We start from the raw sequence: 23,822 nt of genomic DNA on the forward strand, positions 1-23,822 counted from the left end.
TGACAGCGAACGCCCCCTCCCGAAGCGACCGGGTGGGGGCGTTTTCGCGTTCGGGAAATCGTCGGCGATGTCGGGGGTACGAGGCAATATGACGGTATGGCAGACGGATACGACCTCGATTTCCTTCCGACGCGAGTCCCCCTGCCCCGGCCGGCGCAGGATGCGACCGAGCTGACCTACCCGCGCTTCACGGTGCTGCTCGACCGCGACCGTCGGCTGGCCTCCGTGACCGGCGTGAACATCGACGGAGCGCTGCTGCGCGAACTGCCGCGCACCGGCGAGTGGAGGCTCGACCCCCGGATCGACGACGAGCTGCAGACGGGTCCCGATGTCTACGCGCGCAACGACCTCGATCGCGGCCATCTCGTGCGGCGGCGTGATCCGGGATGGGGTGATGCCGATGAGGCGAGGGATGCCACCGAGGCGACCTTCTTCTATCCGAACGCCGCCCCGCAGGCGGCAGGATTCAACCAGTCGAAGGACCTCTGGCTCGGCCTGGAGGACCATGTGATCGAGTATGCCGAGACGACCGATCAGCGTGTCTCGGTCTTCACCGCGCCTGTGCTGGGCGACAACGACCCGCCGTATCGCGGCATCCGCATCCCCCTCCGGTTCTGGAAGATCGCGGCCTGGCAGGCGCCGGATGGCCTGTCGGCGGCAGGGTTCGTGCTCGATCAGTCCGAGCTGGTCGACACCCCCGACGGCCTGCTGGCCGCGCCGCCACTGGGCGCCTTCCGCACGTTCCAGGTTCCGGTCGCCGAGATCGCCCGAGTCACGAAGGTCGATGTGGGGCCCCTGCTCGACGCCGATGTGCTCGCCCGGCCGAGTGCGCGATCGACCGAGTGGCGACCGCTCGCCTCCGCATCCGACATCACGCTCTAGGCGTCGACCGGAGCATCGACGCGACGAGGCACACCGCTGCCGCGGACGAACCCCTGCATCCTCACCACCGGGTGGACGTGCTCGCGGAGGAGTGCGGTGGTCGTCCTCTCGTCCGCGGGTCATCGCAGCCAGAGCGAACGGATGAACGCCGCCACGATCCGGGGAGAAGAAGTCGCGATCGGGGAGGGAAGCGACTCTGTGGCGGCGTTCGTGCGGATGATCCGCGATGATCCGACGGGGTGATCGAACGGTTCAACCATCTCGTGAACCGCGCGCTCGCACGCCGAGAAGGGGGCGGATTCCGAGCCGGGAACCGCGGTCTCCGGTGCCGACGCCCGATCTCTCAGTAGTGAGGAGTGCCCGCCGCAGTAGTGCCGCGCAGTGCGCAGTCCGGGCACACGCGCCGACGGCCGCGGTCGGGCTCTGTCAGATCCACCCAGGACTCGTCCTGACAGAGGGTCCTCGAGCAGTCATCGCACCGCCGCCGACGGCCGGCGACGAGGAGAAGCCCCACGAGCAGCAGCAGCACCGCCGCGATTCCGAAGAGAAGGAGCGAGCTTGCCCCCGTCGCCGCCAGCCGAGTCGGCTGCTCGTCGACCTCGCCGGACATCGTAGACACGACATCGAACGCGAGCTCGGTCGACTCCTGTCCCTCGTTGCGCTGCGATGCAGTCGAGGCGGGGATCTCGAACCCGATCTCCACGGCCACCGTCTCCCCCTGGGCGACCCGTACCTCGGCGATGTCGACCGAGCCGGTCATCTCTTCGGCGAGTGCGGAGAAGCGCTGCCGCCCCTCGACACCGCCGACGCTCCAGAACAGCTCGACCTCGTCGGCGAGGCCGGGATTGCGAGCGCCGCCTGGGACGCTCTCATCCAGACGCAGCGACACGGTGAGGCCGGCTCGCGCAGGACCGCTGTTCGTCAGCATCAGGGTGCGTCGAGTGCGATCTCCCGGCGCGGCGATGCGCCGACCGACGAACGACGACTCCGCGGTCGAATACCCCCGGCCCGACCAGTCCAGGTGCGTCGCCGGACCGTCCCAGGCGGCCTCGGCAATCGCATCCCCTGACTGCGAACCACCCCCGGATGCCGGTGCCACCGCCCTGTCGACGGGTTCGCCGGTCGTCGAGACACCGGTCGTCGAACCCGCCGCCACGGCCGGGAGCACGCCCGCAGCAGAGAGCACCCCGGCCAGCATGAGCAGGAGCACGACGGCGAGGATCCAGGCGATGGACGTCTCACGTCGGGTGCGACGGCGTGCCTCCGCGAGGAGGCCGTCCACTCCGTTCATCGCCGGCTCCTCTCGGCATCCGTCGCGTGCGACAGCATCTCGCGCAGCGAATCGTCGTCGAGCGAGAGGAGTCCGAGCCGCGCGAGGTGGAGTTCCTCCTCGCGGATCGCGATCTCCCGCTCTCTGAGATCGAGCTCCCGGATCCGGAGGTCGTCGGCGACAGAGGGAACGACAGGGGCCGCGGATGCCGCGGGGGCGTCGTTCACGCCCCGTCCGGAGGTCACGATCACGCGGGTGCGAGGCCGCCGGAAGGTGGTCCATGCGCCGTAGCCGAGAAGCCCGGCACCGAACGCGACGCCGAGCACCACGATGTTGTCGGTGGCCCACTGGCGCACCCATCCGAGGGCGGGCAGGCTGTAGAGCATCGCCCCGCGAACCTGCTCGGGAGACACGGGCGCGTCGGCGGCGGAGTTCGCGTCGCCCTGAGTGATGAGCCTGCAGTCCGTGCCGTCGTCGAACGTGCCGACGGTCTTGCCCACGACGCGGTGGGTGATGAGAGCCGGGTCGCCGGGCTCGGGAAGATAGGTCACGATGTCGCCGACCCCGATCTCGGCGCACACCTGATCGGGCGCGACGCCTCGCACCGCCACGACGTCACCGGGTGCGAATGTCGGCTCCATCGATCCTGTGAGCACCGTGAGCGAGGTTCCGCCGGAGACACGCGGCACCACGAGAAGCGCGGCGATGAGCGCGAGCAGCGTCACGACGAATGCGATCGATACGGCTCGTCCGGCGATGCGCCAGGGCGACTCGTACCAGCTCCTCGGAATCCTGCCGGTGGTGCGCATGCGTGCGTCTCTCTTCATGATCGTGAGCGACGGAGGCACCCCTGTCTCGGGGCGCCTCCCGACGGTGGGTCTTAGAACTGCTCCCCGGTGTCGCGAACCTGCTCGAGCCTGAGGTTCAGCCCCGACAGCGTGTCGGTGAGCGCGACGTCGGTGCGGTCGGTGACCGTCGACGAGAAGGCGCCGTAGACGACGACCGTCACGTCTTCGGTGGTCTCGGCCATCGAGAGCACGGTGGTGCCGTTCGCGTCCTCGAGGCCAGCGCTCTGACCCGTCTGCGGCGCCGACAGGTACAGCAGCGTCGCATCTGCCGCGACGGGCAGCGCGATCTCAGGCTGCACGAGCGCACCGTCCTGGTAGACCTCGTAGGTGTAGGTCATGCCGCTGATGTCGTAGTCGTTCGCCGTGAGACCGTCGAGCGAGAGGCGACCGACGAGGTTGTCTCCCTCCAGCGTCACGGCGGCCGAGAACGAGGCCGCGACCTTGTCGCCGGGCACGATGCGCCAGGTCGACGCATCCGCGGGGGCCAGCGCGTGGCCGAGCTGCGAGCCGTCCGTGCCGACGACGGTGGCGGTGGCGTCGTCGCGGTCGGCCGAGACGTCCCAGAAGGTCGTGTCGGCAGTCTGCACGACGTCGAGGTCGCCGGCGGTGATCTGTCCGCCGCTGAAGCCGTCGGTCGCCGTCCACAGGGCGAACGTCGACCCGCCCGCGAGCAGTGCGGCGGCGCCACCGGCGACGAGCAGCAGAGCGCCGCGGCGCTTCTTCCGCTCTTCAGTCACGACGATGATCTGAGGGTTCTCGTTGGACATGTTCTTCTTCCTTCTCCTGGGTGGTGTGTTTCTGCTTCGGCGACTAGCGAGTGGCGTGATCGCCGGGTGCGACGGCGGGGTTCGCGTTCGTCACACGGGGGTCGATGCGGATCACGAGGTCGGGTTCGCCCGCGGGATCCGGATGCACCGATCCGCTCCACGACGAGTCGTCGCGCGACAGGGTGCCGTCATCGCCGGTCCCTTCCGCCCACGCCGTGTGGTCGTAGACGCCGATGGCGTTCAGGGACGCGGGAAACGCCACCGCGGCGTCCCACGTGTCGAAGTCCCGGTTCTCGCTGCCGTCGACGGCGATCCCCCGGGCGCTCGCCTCCGAGACGTACACGCCGTCGGCACGGTGGTTCCAGAGCATCGCGACGCACCAGGTCTGCGTGACCTCGGTGCCGGTGGGGTTGGCCGCGGGCGCCTGCAGCGTGCGATCGGACGCGTCGAGCAGGTGCACGTCGACGGCGGCCTCGCCGTCGACGGGCGCGTCGGGGATCACCGAGCAGTCGTCGCCGAGGCCGGCCGGGTAGATCCGAACGGTCGAGTCCGCCAGCAGTGTGCCTTCCTGGGCGACGCCCTCGGTGAGTGCAGCCGAGCGACCGTCGTGCCAGACCTGATCGCCGAGCGTGATGTCGTAGTCGAGTCCGGCGATGCCGAGAGCGGCCCCGGTCACCTGAAAGCGCCAGATCACGGGTTCTGTTCTCAGGCCGCCCTGATCGAGCACCGTGGCGATCTCGGTGCCGGGCAGGGTGATCTCGACCGGCTCGCCCGACGTCGACAGCGCACGCTGCGACTCGGCGGCGGCTCCGAAGGTCACTGCTCCCGTGCGGAGTTCAGGCACCACGACCGCGTCGTTCGCGGTCCACAGCGCGTTCGCTGTCGAGACGACCCCGAAGGCCATGACACCGGCGATCGCGGCGGTGAGCGACAGAGTCGTGCGCAGCCTCATCGACCGGCACCGTTCGCGCGCACCTGATCGAGACGCACGATGAGGTCGCCCGCGGCCCAGACTCCCGCGGCACTGTGGACGTCGGCGTCCGTCCAGGCGTAGTCGCCGCGCACCTCGACGGTCACGATCACCGACCATCGATCGGACTCACCCTGCGACGACCCCACGAGACCGGGAACGGCCAGCGGCGTCCCGTCGGCAGAGCCGGTCGCGACCGTGTCTCCCTCGGCATTCTCCACGCGCAGTGCGATCGCGATCTCGCCCGTCTCCTCCTGCGCCCGCACTGCGTCGGGAGACGCGAACTCGACGCTCAGCGCCGCGGTCAGATTCTCGCCGCACAGGTAGGTCTCGAGCGGCTGCGTGATCTCGATCACGTCGCCAGGCATCGTGAAGAAGTCCTCGGGCGTGGTTGCCAGGTCTCCAGACCGCGGCTCGGTCACGCCCGGGGTGATCTGCCGCCAGGATGCGTCCTCCGTAGTCATCGAGAGGTCGCCGGCCTGCCACAGAGACCCTGCGAACGTGTCTTCCGACGACCACAGCGCGTAGGTGCCGGCGCCGATCGCCGCGACCGTCAGGGCTCCGACGGCGATCACGCTCACGACCAGGGGCAGCGTGCGGCTGCGGGGCCGAGCCTCGACGGGGGTCATCGTCCCCACCCGTCGGCGGTGCCGTTCGAGACGATCGTTCCGCACGCGGCGACCTTCGCGTTCTCGCCGAACGCGAGCTGCGAGATCGAGCCGATCACTCCCCGCGCGCCCAGGCGCAGGTCCGAGTCCGTGACGACGATGTCGTGCAGGCTCGTGATCCAGTCGTCGGCCGATCGGTTCGTGACCGTGTACACGAAGCACACCGCCTGTCCGTCGACGAGGCGCGCGCCGGTGAGCATGGGCCTACCCGTCTGCTCGATCGTCGCGGGAGTCGAGGCATCCGCCACGTCGGCGTAGGCCCGCTTCTCGATCTCGATGGTCGGGTCTGTGGCGAACAGGAACGCGCTCACCGACGGCACGACCAGCCCGTCGTAGTTCTCGTCCTCCGAGGCGACGGTCGCTGCGATGGTCGCCTCGGTGTTCGCCGTGACATCTCCGTCGGTCGCCTGCAGCACGATCGACTCCGTCGAACGCGCGCCAGGGGCGATGACCGGAGTGGAAGTCGAGAGACCGACTCCGTGCGCGACGCCCACTGCGTCGATCTTCGACGAGAAGATCAACGGCGATGTCGGCACGGGCGCACCGGCTCGCAGCATCATCGCGTAGGACTTGCCCTTCTCGTCCCCCGTGACCAGCGTGAACCGGGGCGAGGTGACCTGCAGCGGGTTGACGAAGGTCACTCGAGGGTCGGCAGAGACCGCAGCAGCGGTGTTCGTCAATCCCGATGTCGACGTGACGCGACCGGCCGCGAGAGTCGCCGAGACGGATGCCGAGTCGTCGACCCGCGCGACCACGTCGAACTCGAGTCCGTTCGTGCCCGCGACAGGAGTCACGGCGATGACTCGCGGATCGAGGCGCTCGGCATCGAGGGTCTCGGCGGTCGCCGCAGCGCTCAGCCGGATGTCATCCGCGGTGACGGTGGACGGGTCGAGAGGCAGCGAAGACCTCAGCGTGTAGTGCAGGTCGCGACTCATGGTCGGGTCGTTCTGACCCCCGGCCTGATCGAGCGTGAGAGTCGGGCGGCAGTTGCCGGTCACGGCCACCGTGCGGCTGAGCTGCGACGACGTCAGCTGCGGCGTCGTCTCGACGTGCGTCTGCACGCGCACGAAACCCGAGACGTCGCCCGTCGTGGCGTTAACGGCCTGCGCGGAGGCGGGCACGGTGGCGTCGGCGAGCGGCTGCGGTCCGACGGGCAGCGAGAAGGCGACGGATGCCGCAGCGGCGGTCACTCCGGTCACGCGCCCGAGGTGGATCTCGGCTGTGCGGTCGGCCGTCCAGTAGAGGTCGAGCGACACAGGTCCGCTCGGCACCGACTTGCCGCTGCCTGCAGGCTTCGCCACAGCGATCTCCGCGGTGCATGTTCCGCCGGTGAACGTGGCGCGGGGCGCTGCGACCATCGCGCCGCTCGAGGGAGCCGCCACGACAGACGCCGCGGCAGTGGGGTACCACGTCGACACCGTCTGGTTCGATTCGGTTCCGTTGTCGACCAGGAGCGAGCCTCCGTCGCCGGTCTCCTCCCCCGTCGCCGGCCTGCCCTGCGACCCTGAACGCGTGCCGAAGGTGTTGCCCGAGACGGTGGTCAGACCGCTGCGCGAGAGGCGGATGCTCGATTCGTAGCCGTCGAAGTAGTTGTCGGTGATGCTGAGCCCGCTCGGCACCGTGCCGGTGCGGCTGAGGCCGTCCCAGGAGATCGCGATGGTCTGTCACGACGTCGCGCGTACGAAGTCGTTGCGTGAGATCCGGTTCTCTCCGCTGAGGGTGCCCGGGGGTAGCGTGACGAACGCGTACTCGTCTCCCGTGCCGTTTCCGACGGAGTTGAGGAACTGGTTGCCCGAGATGTTCAGGTTCGACAGCCTCACACCCGTCGTGCTGTTGTTCGAGAACTTGAAGGCCGTTGCCCCGTTGAGGTTCCGCACGGTCGAATCGGTGAACGAGAAGCCGTCGAGGACGACGTTCGCGTCGCGCGGCGAGAAGGTGGTGAGGTTCGTGCGGCAGCCAGAGCCGTCGGATCCGTTGCACACGCCGCCGGCCGTGTAGTTGACCTTCACCCGCGCGATGGAGATGTTCTTCATCGGTGTGGCGGTCGTGGCGTTGAACAGGAACAGCCCTGAGGTCTGCTGTCCCTCGTGGTAGAACCCCTGCAGCTCGTAGTCGCTGACCGAGATGTCGCTGGCACCCTGGCGATAGACGACGAAGCGCTCGGGGTAGTAGTTCTCCTTCGTCACGGTCGAGCCGCCCGCGAGGCTGATCCTCTTCGCCTGCTCGCCCATCACGATGGACGTGCCGCTGGAGAGGATGTCGCGGAAGTTCTTCAGCGCGACGTCCGGACCGTTGATCTCGAATGCCGCCGCCTCGGTCGACTCGGACGTCGGAATGATGGAGACACGATTGTCGAGGTCGAGCGTGACCGGTGCAGTGATGCGATAGAAGGCGCCGTCATCCCAGGTCGACACCGCACTCGTCTGCATCCAGTTCGCGGTGGAGCGGGTCATCACCGGACGGATGATGCCGCTGAGGCCGGGCTTCACGCCGATGACGACGGCCCCGGGCGCACCGTTCAGGGCATTCGACTCCTCGAGCGCGGCGCGCAGCGTGCAGGAGCCGTCGGCTGTCCGGCACACGCCATCACCCGGCGCCTGATCGACTCCCGAGAACGCGAGGCTGGTGATCTCGAGCTCGTGGCTGGGCGCGGACATCGCCGGAGCCGCCACCAGGAGGCCGCCGGCGATCAGGCCGACGCATGCCGTCACCGCAGAGACGAGGCGCATGCGTCGCACCAGGCGACGCCGGCGGCGCACCTGTCGACGACCTTCTTCTCGCGGGCTCACAGCTGACGTCCTCCAGAGGGTTCCGCGCGACGCATGTGGCGCGCTCGAGTGATGGGAGACCGCGGGCACGATGTGCGCAGAATGGGCGGTCATCGTAAGGATGCGGTCGGCGACCTGCCCGCTTGGAGGGTTTCGGGCGTCTTCAGCACTCCGCCACCTCGATATCAGTGGGCCTCTCCGACGGTTGCGTGGCGGGTGTGCACGACCCTGCGGAGTACCACGCGTCGATGCTCAGTAGTGCCCTCGCGGGTACTGGCCCGCACCGCTTCTCCCTGCCGCTGATCGCTCGTGAGTACGCAAGGTCGGCACTCGCCGCTCGTACTCCTCGGGATTCAGGTCACCAGCGACGACGGCACCGGGAAGGCTCATGCGAGGGAGCAGCCGCATCACCCCTGCCGCGCGGCTATCTCTGACAGGCCCGGGAGAGTAGCTTTTGCATAGGAACATCACGTGAGGAAGCGGAATCTCATGGTGGTCGGTCGTGAAGAGAGTCTCGCCGCGGCAGTGGACCTCATCCAGGCGGGTGTCAGCATCGATGTCGTCGGCAGCCGCGGTTCGGGTCGGAGCGCCTTCCTCAAGGCGCTGCGTGCCCGCGTCGAGCAGGACGAATGGACCGTCGTCTCCGTGCGCGGAATCGCGTCGCTGCGCCAGCATCCGCTCGCCGCACTGCATCTCGCCGGCATCGGCGCGACCAGTGGTCAACGGCCGGGGCCGAGCCTTCACGAGACCGCCGACTCGCTGCGCCAGGCGCTCCGCGCCTCTCGCTCGGTGCTGTTCCTCGATGACTGGGATGACCTCGACGAGTCGTCGTGGGGTGTCGCGGAGTCGGTGCGACGCGAGTACGGCGTGCCGATCGTGCTCTCTCGCCTGCAGGGTCTTCGAGCCAGACACACTCCGAGCGGCCTGCCCGCGTCGACTCTCGAACCCTCGTACGTGATCGACATGACCCCGTTGCGCTTCGAGGAGCTCGAGACGGCTCTCGAGAAGTATCTGTCGCACCCGATCGAGGCGAGCACGATGAGCCGGGTGTTCGCGAAGTCGGGGGGAAACATCGGCCTCGCCCTGAGCCTGGTCGATGCGACCGTGCGTGAGAAGCGTCTCGTGCTGCGCGGCGGCGAGTGGACCGCCACCCGCGATCTGTGGAGCAGCGGACTGCGAGCCGTGCTGGAGGCTCACCTCGAGAGCCTCGATGACGCCACGCGTGATGCGCTCGAGATCATCGCGATCGTGGGGGTGGCCGATATCGACACGGCGAGCCAGCTCGTCGACTGGGGCACGCTCGAGCTGCTGGAGGAGCGCCGGATGATCACCTTCATCCCCAGCGGCGACCGGCAGCTCGTCGCCGTCATGCCGCCGCTGCTGGTCGAGTTCTTCCGGCACGAGCCGCTCACAGCGCGACGCACGCGACTGACGAGCCAGATCGTGCGACAGCTGAGCACGCCCGAGTCGGTGTGGTCGGTGCTCACCGACCAGCAGTCGTCTCCGACCGCGTCGGGTGGTCAGGATGCTCTCTTCGTCCGGCTGCTGCAGGAGCGTGCCCGCGCACGCCGTATCGTGACGGCCGCCGAGTGGGAGGCGAACCCGACCGCCGCCAGTGCCGTGCGCTACATCCGTGCCCTCATGCACACTCACACAGCGAGGGTGCGAGACGTGATCGCCGACGTCCTCTCGTCTCCTGCGACGCGCACCGGGGACGACGCCAGTCGTGCCGAGTTCGCCTCGCTCAAGGCGGAGTGGACCGCCTACGTCGACGACGACCTGCAGCGAGCGGTCGCGCAGCTGCAGGACGATGCCCAGACCGTGGGTGCGCACGCCGGGATGCTGCGGGCCGTCGAGGTGCAGCTGCTCGCGAACCTCGACACCGTGCCCGCTGACTTCGGCAACCGCCTCGAGGTGTCCGACGAGCTGCCCGCGGCGGTCAAGCTGATGATGCTCGAGACCCAGATGAGCGTGCTCGTCAGCCTCGGTCGTTTCTCCGATGCACTGCGGGTCTTCGGCCTCATCGAGGCGCTCGAGCACGAGGAGCAGCGGTACACCCCTCGGGTGCTGCTCGGCATGGCACTGTTCGGCCAGGGCGACCCGGGCGCCGCTCTCGACGTGCTGCAGCGCGGGTTCGACGAGGCGCACGGCTATCTCGACATCGACGCCGTGCGAGCCTTCGGCACCGCCGCATCGCTGTGTCATCTGGCAGCAGGTGATCATGCGGCCGTCGACGATCTGCTCGAGGTCATCTTCTCGGCGGGAGAGCCCTCACCGCTGCCGCCCGGAGTGCAGCTCTCGCTGCTCGCGGTCGCCGCCGTGGTCGCCATCCGACGAGGGCAGGTGACGACCGGCGAGCGGCTGGCCGCCGACCTGGATCAGCTCGGAGCAGAAGACGGCCCGCTTCCGGGGCAGAGCAAGGCGTGGCCCCAGGTGCAGCTGCTCGCCTTCGACGGAAGCACCGAGAAGGCCGCCGAGCTGCTCGCCCGCTCCGGCGACGCCCTCTGGAACCGCGGAGCCCGCGTGGCAGGGCTCACCGCCCAGCTCTCCGCGGTCGAACTCGACCCGACGCCGACCCGGCTGTCTGCCGCGATGGCGCGCACGAAGGAACTGCCGGAGGCGGCAGGGCTGGCGGCCCAGGCCTCGTTCGTCAGCGCGCTGGTGCAGCGGGATCCCGTGGCGATGCTCGACATCGCGGACGAGCTCGACGTGCGCGGGCTCACCGGCACTGCGCTGTCGGCCTGCCGCTTCGCGCGGGCCTGGTTCGCTGCGGGGGCGGATGACCTCGGACAGCAGCGCGCGGTCGAGCGCGAAGAGCAGATCCGTGCCCGTCATCCGGGGAGGAACTACGACCTCGCGCGGTTCGGTGCGACAGCTGTCACCCTCACCGACCGCGAGAAGGAGGTGGGGCGCCTCGCCGCGGGCGGACTCTCCAACGCCGAGATCGCCTCCCGACTCGTGCTGAGTGTGCGCACGGTCGAGAGCCACATGCACCGGATCATGCGCAAGCTCGACGTCTCGAACCGCCGAGAGCTGCGGCGTCACGCCGAAGCGCTGACTTGATCTGAGCGCCGCCTCGACCCGCGGCATACCGGTCGACAATAGGACTTGTGCGGCGAGGCGGCTGGTGTCACGCTTGCCTCACAGTTCTGTCGCGCTGTAACGCGACAGCTGGGGTGCCGCCCATTGACGGCATCGGATGGGGCGCCCTTTCTGCCGCCTCCCCCGTGGTGGGGGCGTCCCGTCCTCCCCGGATCAGCTCGCAGCCGAACGATGCGACCACGCGGAGACCGGGAGCCCCGCCCGACTCAGTTGAAGTCGCCGCCCGGCGCCATGTCCATGAAGCGCGAGTAGTGCCCCTGGAAGGCCACGGTGATCGTCGCCGTCGGGCCGTTACGATGCTTGGCCACGATCAGGTCGGCCTCACCCGGACGAACGTCCTTGTCGTAGACCGAGTCGCGGTGCAGCAGGATCACCATGTCGGCGTCCTGCTCGATCGAGCCGGACTCACGCAGGTCGCTGATCGCGGGCTTCTTGTCGGTGCGCTGCTCGGGACCACGGTTCAGTTGCGACAGTGCGATGACCGGAACCTGCAGCTCCTTGGCGATGAGCTTGAGGCTTCGCGAGAACTCCGAGACCTCCTGCTGGCGCGACTCGACACGCTTTCCCGACGTCATCAGCTGCAGGTAGTCGATGATGACCATCCGCAGACCCTCGCGCTGCTTGAGTCGCCGGCACTTCGCACGGATCTCGACCAGCGTCATGTTGGGGCTGTCGTCGATGTAGAGGGGGGCGTCGTTGATGCGGCCTCGAGTGGCCGCGACGGTGGTCCAGTCCCGCGGGTCGAGGTTTCCCTTGCGCATGTTCTGCAGCGGGATCTGACCTTCGGCGCTCAGCAGACGCATCGCGATCTCGCTCTTGCCCATCTCGAGCGAGAAGAAGACGGAGGGGATGTTGTGGCCGATGGATGCCGAGCGCGCGAAGTCGAGCGCGAGGGTCGACTTACCCATCGCAGGACGCGCGGCGACGACGATCATCTGCCCGCCGTGCAGGCCGTTGGTGAGCTCGTCGAGCTCCTTGAAGCCCGTCGGAACGCCCGTCATCGACCCGTCGCGGCCGCTGGCTGCCTCGATCTCTTCGAGCGCGGCATCGACCGCGATCTGCAGCGGCACGTAGTCTTCGGCAGTCTCGGATCCGGTGATCGAGTAGATCTCTGCCTGGGCGTTGTTGACGATGTCGGTGGCGTCGCCCTGTCCGTCGTAACCGAGCTGCACGATGCGGGTGCCCGCATCGACCAGACGGCGCAGGATCGCCCGCTCCGACACGATGCCCGCGTAGTAGCCGGCGTTCGCCGCAGTGGGGACGATCGAGGTGAGCGTATGCAGATAGTCGGCGCCGCCGGCGCGACTCAGCTCCCCCGTCTTGATGAGCTCGTCGGTGACGGCGACGACGTCCGTCGGCTCGCCGTGCGAGTAGAGCGACAGGATCGCCTCGAAGATGAGCTCGTGCTTGGGGATGTAGAAGTCGGCGCCCTTGAGCGTCTCGATCACATCGGCGACGGCATCCTTCGAGAGGAGCATTCCACCCAGCGCGCTCTGCTCGGCGAGCGTGTCGTGCGGGGGTGTGCGCTCTGGCGGACGCTTGCCCCCGAGGCGCTCCTCTGAGATGTCGGCGATCGACACACTGCTCCCTTCGATGCGACGTTCTTCCGGTGTGCTCGGTGCCGACTGCGTCGGCCACTCGATGCGATTCAGCTCGATAAGGACCGTTCGCACAGCAAACCAGGCACTTCCGACATCGGGTCGCTGCACCACGCTACGAGCGGGTGTTTTCGGTCGCAACACGGCCTGTGGATAACTATGTGGAAAGCGTGGGAACAAGTCCGGAGAGTCTGTGCAGAACGCATGTGGATAACTCGGTGGAGTACCTCGAAAAAGGGTTCTATTTTTTCCCCTGGTCTGGGATTTAGAGTTTCCCCACCCTGTGGATGAGAACGTGGTTCAACTGGGCATTGAAGGTTGATCGCATCCGGTGGGGGATGTGTAGAACCTGGGGAAAGTCAAGCCGAGATTCAACCGGGCGCGTCACACTGCGCAACCTCCTGAAATGTGCGCGAGATGTCATCGTTTTCGAGCGGAACCCTCTAGACATCGCGATATGCCGGGAGTATCGTCACCGGCAATCGACGCAGTGCGCGTCGTGAACGAACGATCGCTCTCGGGGGAGGGAAGTCGACGTGAACGCTCAAGAAGCCCGGCGCGGCCTTCCGGCTGTCGCCCTCTGGGGCAGCCTGGGCGCGGTCGCGTGGGCGGCGATCACGATCTTCACGGGAGGGTCGTCTGCCAGCGCGGACGACAGCTCGAGCGATTCTCTGCTCGACGGCGTCTCCTCTGTGGTCAGCGAGACGGTCTCGTCCGTCGAAGACACCGTCACGGCAGCGACCACGCCGATCGTGGCGCCGGCCGCCCCCGTCGTCACCCAGGTGGTCGAGCCGGTCGTCACGCACGTCGTCGAGCCGGTCGCGACCCAGGTGGTCGAGCCGGTCGTCACCCACGTCGTCGAGCCCGTCGCGGCCCAGGTCGTCGAGCCCGTACAGCAGGTGGCTCAGCCGACCGTCGAACACGTCGCGGAGACGATCGCGCAGGTTCCGGTCGTCGGCCCGGCGACGTCGCCGATCGTCGACATCGTCGCCGACACCACCGAGGCCGTCGTCGCTCCCGTGACCGATCTGGTCGACGGATCCCCGGTGGCGCCGATCGTGACACCTGTGACGGACCTGATCGCAGGACTGCCGATCGTCGGAGATGTGACCGGCGATCTCGGAGTGCCCGCGGTGATCGACCTGGTCGTCGGTGTCGTCGACGGGACGACACCGATCGTCGGAGAGGTCGTCGACAACACCGTGCCGCCGATCGTCCCGGGCCTCACGCCCACTCGGCCAGCCGTTCCCGCATCCGGGCCGGACTCCGATCCGGTCGGACCGATCCCTGCCGCAGCCGATGCGCGGACGGGCCTCCACTCCCCTGCGGTCGCGCGCCTTCAGCCAGTCGACCCGGCAGCATCCGGACTCCAGCCGGCAGCACCCATCACTGTGCCCGCCACGAGTGCGCCGGCATCCGATGACCGGCCCTCGCCTTTCTCTCCGCCCTCCGGTGCCCCGGCGGCGCCGTCTTCCTCCGCCGGTTCGAGCGGAGCCTCCTCACTCTCGCTCGCGCACCTCAGCGACGCGGGTCTTGTCGCGTTCCGTGCCGTGGAGCGCACCCCCGGTGCACCCGACGACGTCCTGCCGACGTCTCTGGTCGCCGACACCGACGTCTCTCCTGACTGACGGGTTGTCCGGTCGTTCCTCGTGAACGACAGATGCCGTGCTGCGCGCGCACATGCTCTTCGCGTGCACCCATCCAGACACACCCATTTCCAGTCAGGAGAAGGACATCATGCGTACATACATCAAGCGGGCCCTGTGGGGCACGCTTCTCGCCGGCGGGATCACCCTGCTCGGCGCAACGGCCGCCAACGCGGCAGACACCTCAGGAGAAGACGGGCTGCTCTCGGGCACCCAGGCGGATACCGCGATCACGGCGCCCGTCACGATCGTCGACAACGCCGTCTCGCTGCTCGGAGATTCCTCCGCGGAGCAGGCCCCGGCTCCGGCACCTCAACCGGCTCCGGCACCTCAACCGGCTTCGGCTCCCGCACCGGCCCCCACCACGAGCGGTGAATCCGGCACCGCGTCGGGCACCCAGGCCGTCGTGGACGTCGTCGTTCCCGTCACGGTGACCGGCAATGCGATCACCGTGCTCGGCGACTCGTCGAGCGAGTCGGCGGCGCCGGCCGAGGCTCCCCAGGCACCGGCCCCCGCCCCCGCCCCGGCTGTCACGACGAACGGCGATGACGGTGTGCTGTCGGGCACCCAGGGCCTGCTTCAGGTCGACGCGCCCATCACCGTGTCGGGCAACTCGATCGCAGTGCTCGGCGACAGCGAGACCCTCGGACAGGATGCCGCAGCACCGGCCCCCTCGAGCGGCAGCACATCCGGCTCCGCAGCGCCGTCCACGTCGGGCGACGACGGCGTCGCGAGCGGCACGCAGGTGACCGCACCCGTGACGGCACCCGTCACGATCGGCGGTAACGCGATCTCCGTGATCGGAGACAGCGAGAGCACCGGAAGCAGCGGCACCACCGCACCCGCATCCGGAGGTAGCGCCACCGCACCCGAGACCTCGGGTACCGACGCGGTCGGGAGCGGCACACAGGTGACAGCACCCGTGACGGCTCCGATCACCGTCGGCGGTAACGCGATCTCCGTGATCGGAGACAGCGAGTCGACGAGCGGAACCGGCTCCACCGGAACCACCGGGGCACCCCCGTCCACCGGCAGCATCACCACCGGTGACGACGGAATCCTCGGCGGCACACAGGTCACCGCACCCGTGACCGCACCGGTCACGGTCGGCGGCAACGCGATCTCCGTGATCGGAGACAGCGAGTCGACGAGCGGAACCGGCTCCACCGGAACCACCGGGGCAACCCCGTCCACCGGCAGCACCACCACCGGTGACGACGGAATCCTCGGCGGAACCCAGGTCACCGCCCCCGTGACTCTTCCGATCACGATCGGCGGCAACGCGATCTCCGTGGTAGGCGAGAGCACCGTCACGGCTCCCCCGAGCGATCCCGGAACCGACCCGGGCACGGACCCCGGCACTGACCCCGGAACGGACCCCGGCACCGACCCGGGAACCGACCCCGGCACGGACCCCGGAACCGACCCCGGCACCGACCCCGGCACCGACCCGGGAACCGACCCCGGCACAGATCCTGGAACCGACCCGGGCACGGACCCCGGAACCGATCCCGGCACCGACCCCGGCACAACTCCCGGCGCAGTCACGGAAGTCGGCACCGACGCCGGCACGTCCGCGACCGGTGTCGCGAGCGGCGCAGCCGTGACGGCATCCGCCCCGGCTGAGGGACTCGCCGCCACCGGTGGTTCCTCCTCCTTCGGCTTCGCATTCCTCGCCGCACTCCTGCTCCTCCTCGGAGCCGGAATGCTGCGTCGTCGCCCCGTGACGGCGTAGCCGCAGACCCCGGCGGTGTCGACGTCCTCGGGGGAGGAGATGCGACACCGCCGGTGTGCGGATCCCGTGATGCCCTGAGCAGGTTCCCCAGACCTGCCCGCGTCTGCGATGCCGCACAGTTCACGGATGCCCCGCGTCCCCAGCGCGGGGCATCCGTCGTGCCCGGAACCCGCACGAGGCGCGTCGGATGACGCCGAGGACGATCCGCCTAGACTCTCCGGGGAGGTCATCATGCAGAACGCGCTCGCCTCGCAGGTGCCGCGGTGACAGAAGATCCGCGCCGTCTGCGGTGGGCGGTCAACGGCGCACGGACATTCCATATCCCGACTGATGCCGCCGATGTCGCCCTGGTCGAGATCGACCGTGCGATGCAGGCTGCCCACTTTCGTGCAGACGTGCCCGGTGCCGAGGCCGGAGTGCAGCGAATCCACCGACGCGGGTCGGTTGTCGGCGATGTCCTCATCGGCGGAAGCGGTCTCTCCACCTCACGACCAGGCTCGGTCCGCTGTCTGCCCGAGGCGTCGCCGTCACCTGGATCGGCACGGTCGACGCGCACTCGATCCGCGTGATCGTCTCACTGGTCGCCGGATCCCACGTCGGAGGGGACTTCGTGGACGGGGTCGACGAAGCAGTGCGTGCTCTCGTCTCTCGCGGCATACCTGTCGAGGACGACGGGTGGTCACGGTCCGTCGACGTCGACGTCGATGAGACTTTGCCCGCGAATTCCCGTCGCGCCGCCGAACTCGGTCTCACCCGCTAGCCGCCTTCACCAGACCCTCCGAAACACCGACCGGCCGCGAACGCAGAACGCCCCCTGTCCCGAAGGACAGGGGGCGTTCGAGAGCGTCGCGCCTTACTTGGCGGCGACGACCTGCAGCGTGATGACTGCGGTCACGTCGTCGTGCAGACGAACGGTGGCCTCGTGCTCGCCGACCGACTTGATCGCCGACGGGATGTGCACCTTGCGCTTGTCGATCGAGCCGAGACCCGCGGCTGCGACAGCATCCGCGATGTGATCGGTCTTGACCGAACCGAAGAGGCGACCCTCGTTGCCGGCCTTGACGGCCAGGCGCACCTTGGTGGCCTCGAGGGAGTTCTTCAGCGCCACGGCCTCGTCGCGGTCGTGGATCGCGCGAGCCTGACGAGCAGCCTGGATCGAAGCGACCTGCTTTTCGCCACCGCGGGTCCACGCCGTAGCGAAGCCCTGGGGGATGAGGTAGTTGCGGGCGAACCCGTTCTTGACCTCGACTACGTCACCGGCGCTACCCAGCCCGGCGACCTCGTTCGTGAGAATCAGCTTTGCCATCTCGATACCCCTTACCGGCCGGCGCCAGCGTAGGGCAGGAGTGCCATTTCGCGTGCGTTCTTGATCGCCGTGGCGATCAGACGCTGCTCCTGCACCGAAACACCGGTGATACGACGGGCGCGGATCTTGCCACGCTCCGAGACGAACTTGCGGAGGGTGGAGACATCCTTGTAATCGATGACTCCGACCCGGATCGACTTCGCGGGAGCGGTGGGCTTGCCACCCTTCCGCGGCTTGCGGCGGTCGCCGCTAGACTTTCCAGCCATTGTTTTTCCTTAATGATGAGACGGATGCCGAAGCATCCCGAGATCCTGTTTCAGAAGGGGGTGTCGTCGCCGAAGCTGCCCGGAGTGCTCCAGGCGTCTGCGCTCGTCGACGAGCCGGGGGTTGACCACGGCTCTTCCGACACCTGCTGCTGCTGAGCGGGGCGCGACTGTCCGCCGCCACCACCGCCGCCGCCACCGGTCGACGCCGCACGGGTGACCTGCGCGGTCGCGTACCGAAGCGAGGGGCCGATCTCGTCGACCTCCAGCTCGATAGCGGTGCGCTGGTTGCCCTCGCGGTCCTGGTAGGAGCGCTGACGCAGACGGCCCTGCGCCATGACGCGCATGCCCTTGGTCAGCGAACCCGCCACGTGCTCGGCGAACTCGCGCCAGACCGACGCACGGAGGAACAGCGCTTCGCCGTCCTTCCACTCGTTGGCGGCGCGGTCGAAGTTCCGAGGCGTCGAAGCGATGGTGAAGTTCGCCACCGGCAGTCCGTTCTGCGTGTAGCGCAGCTCGGGGTCGGCCGTGAGGTTACCCACCACGGTGATGACTGTTTCGCCGGCCATCGGACTCAGGCCTTCGCAGCCTTGGCGGCCTTGCGAGCAGCCTTCTCTTCGGTGCGCTTCGCTTCGAACGCGACCATCGCCTGAGCTTCCTCAGAACGGAGGACCTTGGTGCGCATGATCTGCTCGTTCAGCTTCAGCTGACGGTCGAGCTCCTGCGTGGCCTCGCTGGTGGCGGTGAAGTTGACGACGGCGTAGATGCCCTCGTTCTTCTTCTGGATCTCGTAAGCCAGACGGCGCTTACCCCAGATGTCGACCTTGTCAATCGAGCCACCATCGTTGGTGATGACTTTCAGGAACTTGTCGAGCGTAGGGGCTACCTGGCGCTCGTCGATCTCGGGGGTCAGAATGACCATGAGTTCGTACTGGTGCGTCACTTACCCACCTCCTTCGGACTAGAACGGCTTCCGGGACTTTCCCGGAAGCAGGAGGGTGTGTGAACGTCATCCGCCGAGCCACCCGAGTGGGGGCCTGATGGCAGACAACCTTGACAGTCTAGCGGAGAAACCTTCGGCCTGCCCCCACGCCTCTCGCCGGGCAGTTGGCATGCTGGAGTGCGTGCGGTCTGACACTCAGTGCGCACACGACCGAAGGGGGAACGCCATGCGCGTCAACAAATGGGGGGTCGGCATCGTCCTGACCGCCACCGTACTGCTCACCGGGTGCACCGCGGGTGCCGAGGAGCCCGCCGAAGAGCCCACAGCGGCCTCGGAGGAGACCACCGCACCCGAGTCCGACTGCCCTGAGCTGACCGAAGGCGCGACCGTCGACGGCACCGCGCTCGGCGCCTGCATCACCGAGGCGATGACCGACACCGCCGGATACCAGGCCAAGACATCGATCCTGGGCATGGACACGACCGCCCGGTACAACCCCGCGACGGATGCCGTCGAGACCATCACTCCGATGGGATCGCTGATCATCATCGGTGACGACGCCTGGGTCAAGACTCCTACGACCGAGTGGCAGGTCGCCGACCCGAACTCGAGCGACCCGATCGTCGCCGCGCTCAGCAGCGGTGCGGCGACGGCGGCCGGCACCGACCCGGCCACGGCCGCAGGCGCGCTCACCGGCGAGTTCACCGTGACGGGAACCGGCAGCCGCCTGGGTCAGGATGTCTACCTCGTGAGCGGCACGTCCGAGGCGCAGGGCGTCGCCGTCGACGTGGTGTTCGAGGTCACCGACGACTACGTGGTGCTGGCGACGACCGGCAGCACCGAGGCCGCCGGCCAGATGATCGAGACCTCGCTCGAGATCACCGAGTGGGACGTCGAGCAGGACATCGTCGCACCTCTCTGATCCACCAGCGGATGCTGCGGGCCGGGGCGATCGCCTCGGCCCGCGGTGCGTTCCGGGGTCTGCTGGCGCAGCATCCGCTCGGGTCATCCCTCGACCCACCCTCTCGGGCCATCCCCTGGGAGGAGATCTGCGCTTCGGGAGGAGGATCGGGGTCGGAACCTACTCCCCGGAGACAGTTGTCCTCCCGAGGGGCAGACGCGAACGCACCAGCCGTGTTCAGCGGCGCCGTGACCCGCCGATCAGGCTGAGGCGTCGAGGCCCTTCCGTCGGGAGGACGACTGCGCCACGGGAGGAGGCTTCGTGCCCATCCGTCCTCCCGAGGCGCAGATCTCCTCCCGAGGGGCAGTGGGGCAGATGTCCTCCGAGCGAGCGAACAGCAGAGCGAGCGAACAGCCGGGCGAACAGCCGGACGGGCAATCGCCCGAGGGAGCAGACGACAGACGTCAGTCGATGACGGGGGCGATCTCCGACCAGACGATGCGCTCGTTCGTCGAGGGCGCGACCGGGATGCGACCTGCTCCGTCGGGCTCGGGGATCGCCGCGAGCAGCGCCTGAGTGTACGGATGCTGCGGCGCAGACCACACACGATCGGTGGCCCCCGCTTCGAGCACGCGTCCGGCGAACATCACGAAGGTCCGATCGGCGATGCGCCGGACGACGGCGAGGTCGTGCGAGATGAACAGCATCCCCGCGCCGGCCTCGGCGACGAGGTCTCGCATGAGACCGGCGACGCTCGTCTGGGTCGATGCATCCAGAGCCGAGATCGGCTCGTCGGCGACGAGCAGCGACGGCCGCGCGGCGAGCGCCCGCGCGATCGCGAGCCGCTGCTTCTGGCCGCCCGAGAACTGATGCGGGAAGCGCGTGGCGACCTCGGTGGGCAGCCCGACGCGGTCGAGCCACTCGGGGACGGTCGATCCTTCGGCGCCGCGAGCGCGGGCGGTCGCGATGCCGTCGGCGATCTGGTCGCCCACGCGACGCCGCGGGTTGAGCGACGTCGACGGATCCTGGAACACCATCTGGATGCCGGTGAGAGCAAGTTCGCGCCGACGGATGCCGAGCGGCTTCACGGGCTCGCCGCGGAACCGCACCTCTCCCCCGGCGAGCTTCTCGATGCCGACGACCGCGCGGGCCAGGCTCGACTTGCCGCTGCCGGACTCGCCCACGAGCGCGACGGTCTCTCCGGGGGCGACGGTCAGTGAGACGCCGTCGACGGCGACCACCGGCGGGCTCCCGGGGTAGCGCACGACGACTCCCTGCGCGTCGAGGACGGCGATCTCACTCATCTGCGGCCTCCTCTTCGGCATCCTTCACGGCAGCATCCGAGAGTGCCGCATCCGACATCACCGGATCGATGAGCGCGGGATCCGGTGAGGCGATCTCGAGCTTCGACCCCGGCAGGGCCGCGAGCAGCGTGCGGGTGTACTCGTGCTGCGGGTCGCGGAACAGGGTCGCGCGGTCTGCCCGCTCGACGATCTGCCCGTTCTTCATCACGGCGACCTCATCGGCGATCGCACTCATGACGCCCAGGTCGTGCGTGACGAGCAGCACGGCGAGATTGCGGTCGGTCGCGAGGTCGCGCAGCAGCCGGAGGATGCCGGCCTGCACCGTGACGTCGAGCGCGGTGGTGGGCTCGTCGGCCAGCAGCACCTCGGGGTCGCACGCGAGCGCACACGCGATGGCGATGCGCTGGCGCTGACCTCCGGAGAACTGGTGGGGGTAGCGCTTCAGTGCCGCATCCGGATTCGGCACCTGCACCGTCTCGAGCAGCTCGATGGCCCTGGCCTTCGCGGCCTCGCCTCGAAGACCGAGATGCACGCGCATGTGGTCGGTGAGCTGCCGGCCGATCGGCAGCTGCGGGTGCAGCGACGCCGACGGGTCCTGGAAGATCATGGCGATGCGCTTGCCGCGGATGCGGTTGAGGGCGCGGCGGCGCATGCCGACGAGCTCCTCCCCCGCGAGCGTGATGGATCCGCCGGTGCGCGCCTGCCGGGGCAGCAGCCCGAGCACGGCGAGCGCGGTGAGTGTCTTGCCCGATCCGGATTCGCCGGCGAGGCCGTGGATGCGACCGGCTTCGAGCTCGAGCGAGATGCCGTGCACGAGTGGGCGACCGATGTCGATGGTCAGGTCGCGGATGCTCAGCGCGCTCATGGGCGTCGAGGCGGTCATGCTGCCGCCCCCTTCGCCGATGCCACGTGCTCGGCCTGCTTCTCGTGCGTGACCTCGGCCGTCGGGTCGAGGATGTCGCGCATCGCGTCACCGAGGAAGTTGAAGGCGAGCACCACCGTGAGGATCGCGAGACCGGGGAAGACCCCGAGCCACCAGGCATCGAAGTTCTGCATGGCGGCGGAGATCATCGATCCCCACTCTGCGGTCGGAGGCTGCGCGCCGAGACCGAGGAACGAGAGGCCGGAGAGCAGCAGGATCGCCGCACCGATGTCGAGGGTGGCGAGCACCAGCACGGGTCCGGCGATGTTCGGAAGGATGTCGATGAACAGCGTCCGCAGCGGCGAGTGACCGAGCAGACGACCGGCGATGACGTAGTTCTGCCCGCGGAGTCCCATCACGATGCTGCGCGTGACTCGCGAGTACTGCGGCCACGAGACCACGATCGCCGCGATCACCGCGTTGAACAGCGACGGCCCGAGGGATGCCGCCACCACCATCGCGAGGATGACCGTCGGGAACGCCATGAACAGATCGGTGATGCGCATCAGCGTCTCGTCGACCCAGCCGCCGAAGTAGCCGGCGACCGCGCCGATCACGGTGCCGATGATCATCGCGGCGATCACGAGCATGAGCGCCAGGGGAAGGCTCACCGTCGCACCGGTCATCAGGCGCGAGAAGATGTCTCGCCCGTTGCCGTCGGTGCCGAGCAGTGTGTCGATGCCCGGCGCCTGCAGACGAGGAAGCACCTGGGCATTGGGGCCGTAGGGAACCCACCACTGCGCGGTGAAGGCGACGATGATCCATGCTCCGGCGATGACGGTGCCGATCACGCCGAGCGGCGTGCGCCAGGCGCGGGGCCAGCGGAACCGGAACCGCCAGGGACCGGATGCCGAGTCGATGCGGCTCATGCGATCCTCACTCTCGGGTCGAGGACGCCGTAGAGCAGATCGACGACGAAGTTGATGAGGAGGTAGATGAAGCCGACGACGAGACCGACGCCCATGATTCCGGGGAGGTCGAGGTTCGCCGCCGAGTTGTAGGCGTAGGTGCCCAGGCCGGGCCACGCGAACACCGACTCGACGAGCACGGTGCCGGAGAGCAGCGAGCCGAACGCGACGCCGACGATGGTGAGGATCGGCAGGGATGCCCCTCGGAGCACGTAGTCGAGGATCACGCGCATGGCCGGAAGGCCCTTGGCGCGGGCCGCGCGCACGTAGTCGCTGCCGAGCACCTCGAGCACCGATGTGCGGATGAAGCGCGTCAGCAGACCGATCGTCACGAGCGACAGCACCATGACCGGGAGGGCGAGGTGGGCGAGGGCATCGGCGAATCCGACGCCGTCTCCGTTGAGGAGGTAGTCGACCGTGTAGAGCCCGGTGATGCGGGGTGGCGGCGTGATCGACGGAGAGATGCGACCGGAGCCGGGCGCGATGCGCAGCTCGAGGAAGAACACGTAGAAGCTGACCAGAGCGAGCCAGAACGTCGGGACGCTCAGCCCGATCAGCGTCACGATGCGGATGACCTGGTCGGTGACGAGGCCGCGGCGGTAGGCCGCGAGGGTTCCGAGCACGACGCTCACCGCGAGGCTGAGGATGATGGCCCCGATCGCGATCTCGATCGTCGCCGGCACCGCGGTGGCCAGGTCGCTGGTGACCGGTCGCCCGGTCACCAGCGATGTTCCGAGGTCTCCTCGAAACAGGTTGCCCATGTAGATGAAGTACTGCACGAAGAGAGGCTGATCGAGGCCCTGGGCCTTGATGAACGCCTCACGCGTCTCGGGGTTCTGCGATGCTCCCTCACCCAGAGCCGCCGACACGGGGTCGCCGGGCACGAGGTTCGTCAGCGCAAAGGTCACGATCGTGACGCCCACGAGAAGGAGCAGCGAAGTGCCGATCCGGCGCAGCAGGTATCCGACGAGCGGTGACCTGCGACGCTGAGCCTGCCGTCGCACGGCCACCGTCGTCATCA

At 68.5% G+C, this 23,822-nt stretch carries 23 protein-coding genes; 7 read left to right on the top strand and 16 right to left on the bottom strand.

The window, feature by feature from the left end:
• Positions 1 to 96: 96 nt before the first annotated feature.
• Positions 97 to 882, top strand: coding sequence for a DNA/RNA non-specific endonuclease (locus AC04ME_RS00795; protein ID WP_475433081.1), 786 nt, complete (start codon positions 97 to 99; stop codon positions 880 to 882).
• A 343-nt stretch (positions 883 to 1,225) separates the two neighbouring features.
• On the opposite strand, the gene AC04ME_RS00800 is transcribed toward AC04ME_RS00795, so the two are convergent.
• The 7 genes from AC04ME_RS00800 to AC04ME_RS00830 all read right to left on the bottom strand — a co-directional run bounded on the left by AC04ME_RS00800 (position 1,226) and on the right by AC04ME_RS00830 (position 8,194).
• Positions 1,226 to 2,173, bottom strand: a complete 948-nt coding sequence (locus AC04ME_RS00800) for a hypothetical protein (RefSeq protein WP_475433083.1) — start codon at positions 2,171 to 2,173, stop codon at positions 1,226 to 1,228.
• A complete protein-coding gene (locus tag AC04ME_RS00805) occupies positions 2,170 to 2,961 on the bottom strand; it encodes a signal peptidase I (RefSeq protein WP_475433084.1) in 792 nt (263 codons plus the stop codon). The genes AC04ME_RS00800 and AC04ME_RS00805 overlap by 4 nt, the downstream gene beginning before the upstream one ends.
• A 71-nt stretch (positions 2,962 to 3,032) precedes the next feature.
• A complete protein-coding gene (locus AC04ME_RS00810; protein ID WP_475433086.1) occupies positions 3,033 to 3,767 on the bottom strand; it encodes a SipW-dependent-type signal peptide-containing protein in 735 nt (244 codons plus the stop codon).
• Between the two features lie 43 nt (positions 3,768 to 3,810).
• Complete coding sequence (locus AC04ME_RS00815) at positions 3,811 to 4,719, bottom strand: hypothetical protein (RefSeq protein WP_475433087.1); 909 nt, start codon at positions 4,717 to 4,719, stop codon at positions 3,811 to 3,813.
• Positions 4,716 to 5,366 (bottom strand): SipW-dependent-type signal peptide-containing protein, encoded by a 651-nt coding sequence (locus tag AC04ME_RS00820; protein WP_475433089.1) that lies wholly within the window; start codon positions 5,364 to 5,366, stop codon positions 4,716 to 4,718. The genes AC04ME_RS00815 and AC04ME_RS00820 overlap by 4 nt, the downstream gene beginning before the upstream one ends.
• Positions 5,363 to 7,024, bottom strand: a complete 1,662-nt coding sequence (locus tag AC04ME_RS00825; RefSeq protein ID WP_475433091.1) for a hypothetical protein — start codon at positions 7,022 to 7,024, stop codon at positions 5,363 to 5,365. The genes AC04ME_RS00820 and AC04ME_RS00825 overlap by 4 nt, the downstream gene beginning before the upstream one ends.
• Positions 7,025 to 7,069: 45 nt before the next feature.
• A complete protein-coding gene (locus tag AC04ME_RS00830) occupies positions 7,070 to 8,194 on the bottom strand; it encodes a hypothetical protein (protein ID WP_475433093.1) in 1,125 nt (374 codons plus the stop codon).
• A 450-nt stretch (positions 8,195 to 8,644) separates the two neighbouring features.
• Between AC04ME_RS00830 and AC04ME_RS00835 the strand changes: the two genes are divergently transcribed.
• Positions 8,645 to 11,236 carry a LuxR C-terminal-related transcriptional regulator gene (locus AC04ME_RS00835; RefSeq protein ID WP_475433095.1) on the top strand — a complete coding sequence of 864 codons (2,592 nt, stop codon included), beginning with the start codon at positions 8,645 to 8,647 and terminating at the stop codon, positions 11,234 to 11,236.
• Positions 11,237 to 11,481: 245 nt separating this feature from the next.
• Here the strand turns inward: AC04ME_RS00835 and dnaB are convergent, their stop codons facing one another.
• A complete protein-coding gene (dnaB, locus tag AC04ME_RS00840; protein WP_042541564.1) occupies positions 11,482 to 12,855 on the bottom strand; it encodes a replicative DNA helicase in 1,374 nt (457 codons plus the stop codon).
• Positions 12,856 to 13,409: 554 nt separating this feature from the next.
• Between dnaB and AC04ME_RS00845 the strand changes: the two genes are divergently transcribed.
• The 4 genes from AC04ME_RS00845 (at position 13,410) to AC04ME_RS00860 (ending at position 17,014) form a co-directional block, all read left to right on the top strand.
• Positions 13,410 to 14,501, top strand: a complete 1,092-nt coding sequence (locus AC04ME_RS00845; RefSeq protein ID WP_475433097.1) for a hypothetical protein — start codon at positions 13,410 to 13,412, stop codon at positions 14,499 to 14,501.
• A gap of 109 nt (positions 14,502 to 14,610) precedes the next feature.
• Positions 14,611 to 16,254, top strand: coding sequence for a beta strand repeat-containing protein (locus tag AC04ME_RS00850; RefSeq protein WP_475433098.1), 1,644 nt, complete (start codon positions 14,611 to 14,613; stop codon positions 16,252 to 16,254).
• A gap of 126 nt (positions 16,255 to 16,380) precedes the next feature.
• The gene (locus AC04ME_RS00855; protein WP_475433100.1) at positions 16,381 to 16,521 is read left to right on the top strand and encodes a hypothetical protein; all 141 of its coding nucleotides are present in this window, start codon (positions 16,381 to 16,383) and stop codon (positions 16,519 to 16,521) included.
• A gap of 298 nt (positions 16,522 to 16,819) precedes the next feature.
• Positions 16,820 to 17,014, top strand: a complete 195-nt coding sequence (locus AC04ME_RS00860) for a hypothetical protein (protein WP_475433101.1) — start codon at positions 16,820 to 16,822, stop codon at positions 17,012 to 17,014.
• Positions 17,015 to 17,107: 93 nt separating this feature from the next.
• Here AC04ME_RS00860 and rplI read toward each other — a convergent pair whose 3' ends face one another.
• From rplI to rpsF, 4 genes are read right to left on the bottom strand one after another with little or no spacing between them, the layout of a single operon-like run.
• Positions 17,108 to 17,560 (bottom strand): 50S ribosomal protein L9, encoded by a 453-nt coding sequence (gene rplI, locus AC04ME_RS00865; RefSeq protein ID WP_042541517.1) that lies wholly within the window; start codon positions 17,558 to 17,560, stop codon positions 17,108 to 17,110.
• A gap of 11 nt (positions 17,561 to 17,571) precedes the next feature.
• Positions 17,572 to 17,826, bottom strand: a complete 255-nt coding sequence (gene rpsR, locus AC04ME_RS00870; RefSeq protein ID WP_042541518.1) for a 30S ribosomal protein S18 — start codon at positions 17,824 to 17,826, stop codon at positions 17,572 to 17,574.
• A 50-nt stretch (positions 17,827 to 17,876) separates the two neighbouring features.
• On the bottom strand, positions 17,877 to 18,392 hold the full coding sequence (locus tag AC04ME_RS00875; RefSeq protein WP_042541519.1) for a single-stranded DNA-binding protein: 516 nt from the start codon (positions 18,390 to 18,392) through the stop codon (positions 17,877 to 17,879).
• Positions 18,393 to 18,397: 5 nt separating this feature from the next.
• Entirely contained in the window at positions 18,398 to 18,766 is a 369-nt protein-coding gene (gene rpsF / locus AC04ME_RS00880) for a 30S ribosomal protein S6 (protein WP_042541520.1), read from the bottom strand.
• 226 nt (positions 18,767 to 18,992) lie between these two features.
• On the opposite strand from rpsF, the gene AC04ME_RS00885 reads away from it, so the two are divergent.
• A complete protein-coding gene (locus tag AC04ME_RS00885) occupies positions 18,993 to 19,688 on the top strand; it encodes a hypothetical protein (RefSeq protein WP_475433105.1) in 696 nt (231 codons plus the stop codon).
• A 443-nt stretch (positions 19,689 to 20,131) separates the two neighbouring features.
• Here AC04ME_RS00885 and AC04ME_RS00890 read toward each other — a convergent pair whose 3' ends face one another.
• From AC04ME_RS00890 to AC04ME_RS00905, 4 genes are read right to left on the bottom strand one after another with little or no spacing between them, the layout of a single operon-like run.
• Positions 20,132 to 20,971 (bottom strand): ABC transporter ATP-binding protein, encoded by an 840-nt coding sequence (locus AC04ME_RS00890; protein WP_042541522.1) that lies wholly within the window; start codon positions 20,969 to 20,971, stop codon positions 20,132 to 20,134.
• Positions 20,964 to 21,854 carry an ABC transporter ATP-binding protein gene (locus AC04ME_RS00895; protein WP_082041141.1) on the bottom strand — a complete coding sequence of 297 codons (891 nt, stop codon included), beginning with the start codon at positions 21,852 to 21,854 and terminating at the stop codon, positions 20,964 to 20,966. Before AC04ME_RS00895 ends, AC04ME_RS00890 begins: the two co-directional genes overlap by 8 nt.
• Positions 21,851 to 22,762, bottom strand: a complete 912-nt coding sequence (locus AC04ME_RS00900) for an ABC transporter permease (RefSeq protein ID WP_042541523.1) — start codon at positions 22,760 to 22,762, stop codon at positions 21,851 to 21,853. The genes AC04ME_RS00895 and AC04ME_RS00900 overlap by 4 nt, the downstream gene beginning before the upstream one ends.
• Entirely contained in the window at positions 22,759 to 23,820 is a 1,062-nt protein-coding gene (locus AC04ME_RS00905) for an ABC transporter permease (RefSeq protein WP_042541524.1), read from the bottom strand. Before AC04ME_RS00905 ends, AC04ME_RS00900 begins: the two co-directional genes overlap by 4 nt.
• Positions 23,821 to 23,822: the final 2 nt, after the last annotated feature.

Source organism: Microbacterium sp. LjRoot205 (assembly GCF_056175745.1).

Excerpts from the sequence above, each read along its gene's own strand:
- AC04ME_RS00795 (WP_475433081.1), top strand. The coding sequence starts at position 97 with ATGGCAGACGGATACGACCTCGATTTCCTTCCGACGCGAGTCCCCCTG.
- AC04ME_RS00800 (WP_475433083.1), bottom strand. The coding sequence starts at position 2,173 with ATGAACGGAGTGGACGGCCTCCTCGCGGAGGCACGCCGTCGCACCCGA.
- AC04ME_RS00805 (WP_475433084.1), bottom strand. The coding sequence starts at position 2,961 with ATGCGCACCACCGGCAGGATTCCGAGGAGCTGGTACGAGTCGCCCTGG.
- AC04ME_RS00810 (WP_475433086.1), bottom strand. The coding sequence starts at position 3,767 with ATGTCCAACGAGAACCCTCAGATCATCGTCGTGACTGAAGAGCGGAAG.
- AC04ME_RS00815 (WP_475433087.1), bottom strand. The coding sequence starts at position 4,719 with ATGAGGCTGCGCACGACTCTGTCGCTCACCGCCGCGATCGCCGGTGTC.
- AC04ME_RS00820 (WP_475433089.1), bottom strand. The coding sequence starts at position 5,366 with ATGACCCCCGTCGAGGCTCGGCCCCGCAGCCGCACGCTGCCCCTGGTC.
- AC04ME_RS00850 (WP_475433098.1), top strand. The coding sequence starts at position 14,611 with ATGCGTACATACATCAAGCGGGCCCTGTGGGGCACGCTTCTCGCCGGC.
- AC04ME_RS00855 (WP_475433100.1), top strand. The coding sequence starts at position 16,381 with ATGCCCCGCGTCCCCAGCGCGGGGCATCCGTCGTGCCCGGAACCCGCA.
- rplI (WP_042541517.1), bottom strand. The coding sequence starts at position 17,560 with ATGGCAAAGCTGATTCTCACGAACGAGGTCGCCGGGCTGGGTAGCGCC.
- rpsR (WP_042541518.1), bottom strand. The coding sequence starts at position 17,826 with ATGGCTGGAAAGTCTAGCGGCGACCGCCGCAAGCCGCGGAAGGGTGGC.
- AC04ME_RS00875 (WP_042541519.1), bottom strand. The coding sequence starts at position 18,392 with ATGGCCGGCGAAACAGTCATCACCGTGGTGGGTAACCTCACGGCCGAC.
- AC04ME_RS00885 (WP_475433105.1), top strand. The coding sequence starts at position 18,993 with ATGCGCGTCAACAAATGGGGGGTCGGCATCGTCCTGACCGCCACCGTA.
- AC04ME_RS00890 (WP_042541522.1), bottom strand. The coding sequence starts at position 20,971 with ATGAGTGAGATCGCCGTCCTCGACGCGCAGGGAGTCGTCGTGCGCTAC.
- AC04ME_RS00895 (WP_082041141.1), bottom strand. The coding sequence starts at position 21,854 with ATGACCGCCTCGACGCCCATGAGCGCGCTGAGCATCCGCGACCTGACC.
- AC04ME_RS00900 (WP_042541523.1), bottom strand. The coding sequence starts at position 22,762 with ATGAGCCGCATCGACTCGGCATCCGGTCCCTGGCGGTTCCGGTTCCGC.
- AC04ME_RS00905 (WP_042541524.1), bottom strand. The coding sequence starts at position 23,820 with ATGACGACGGTGGCCGTGCGACGGCAGGCTCAGCGTCGCAGGTCACCG.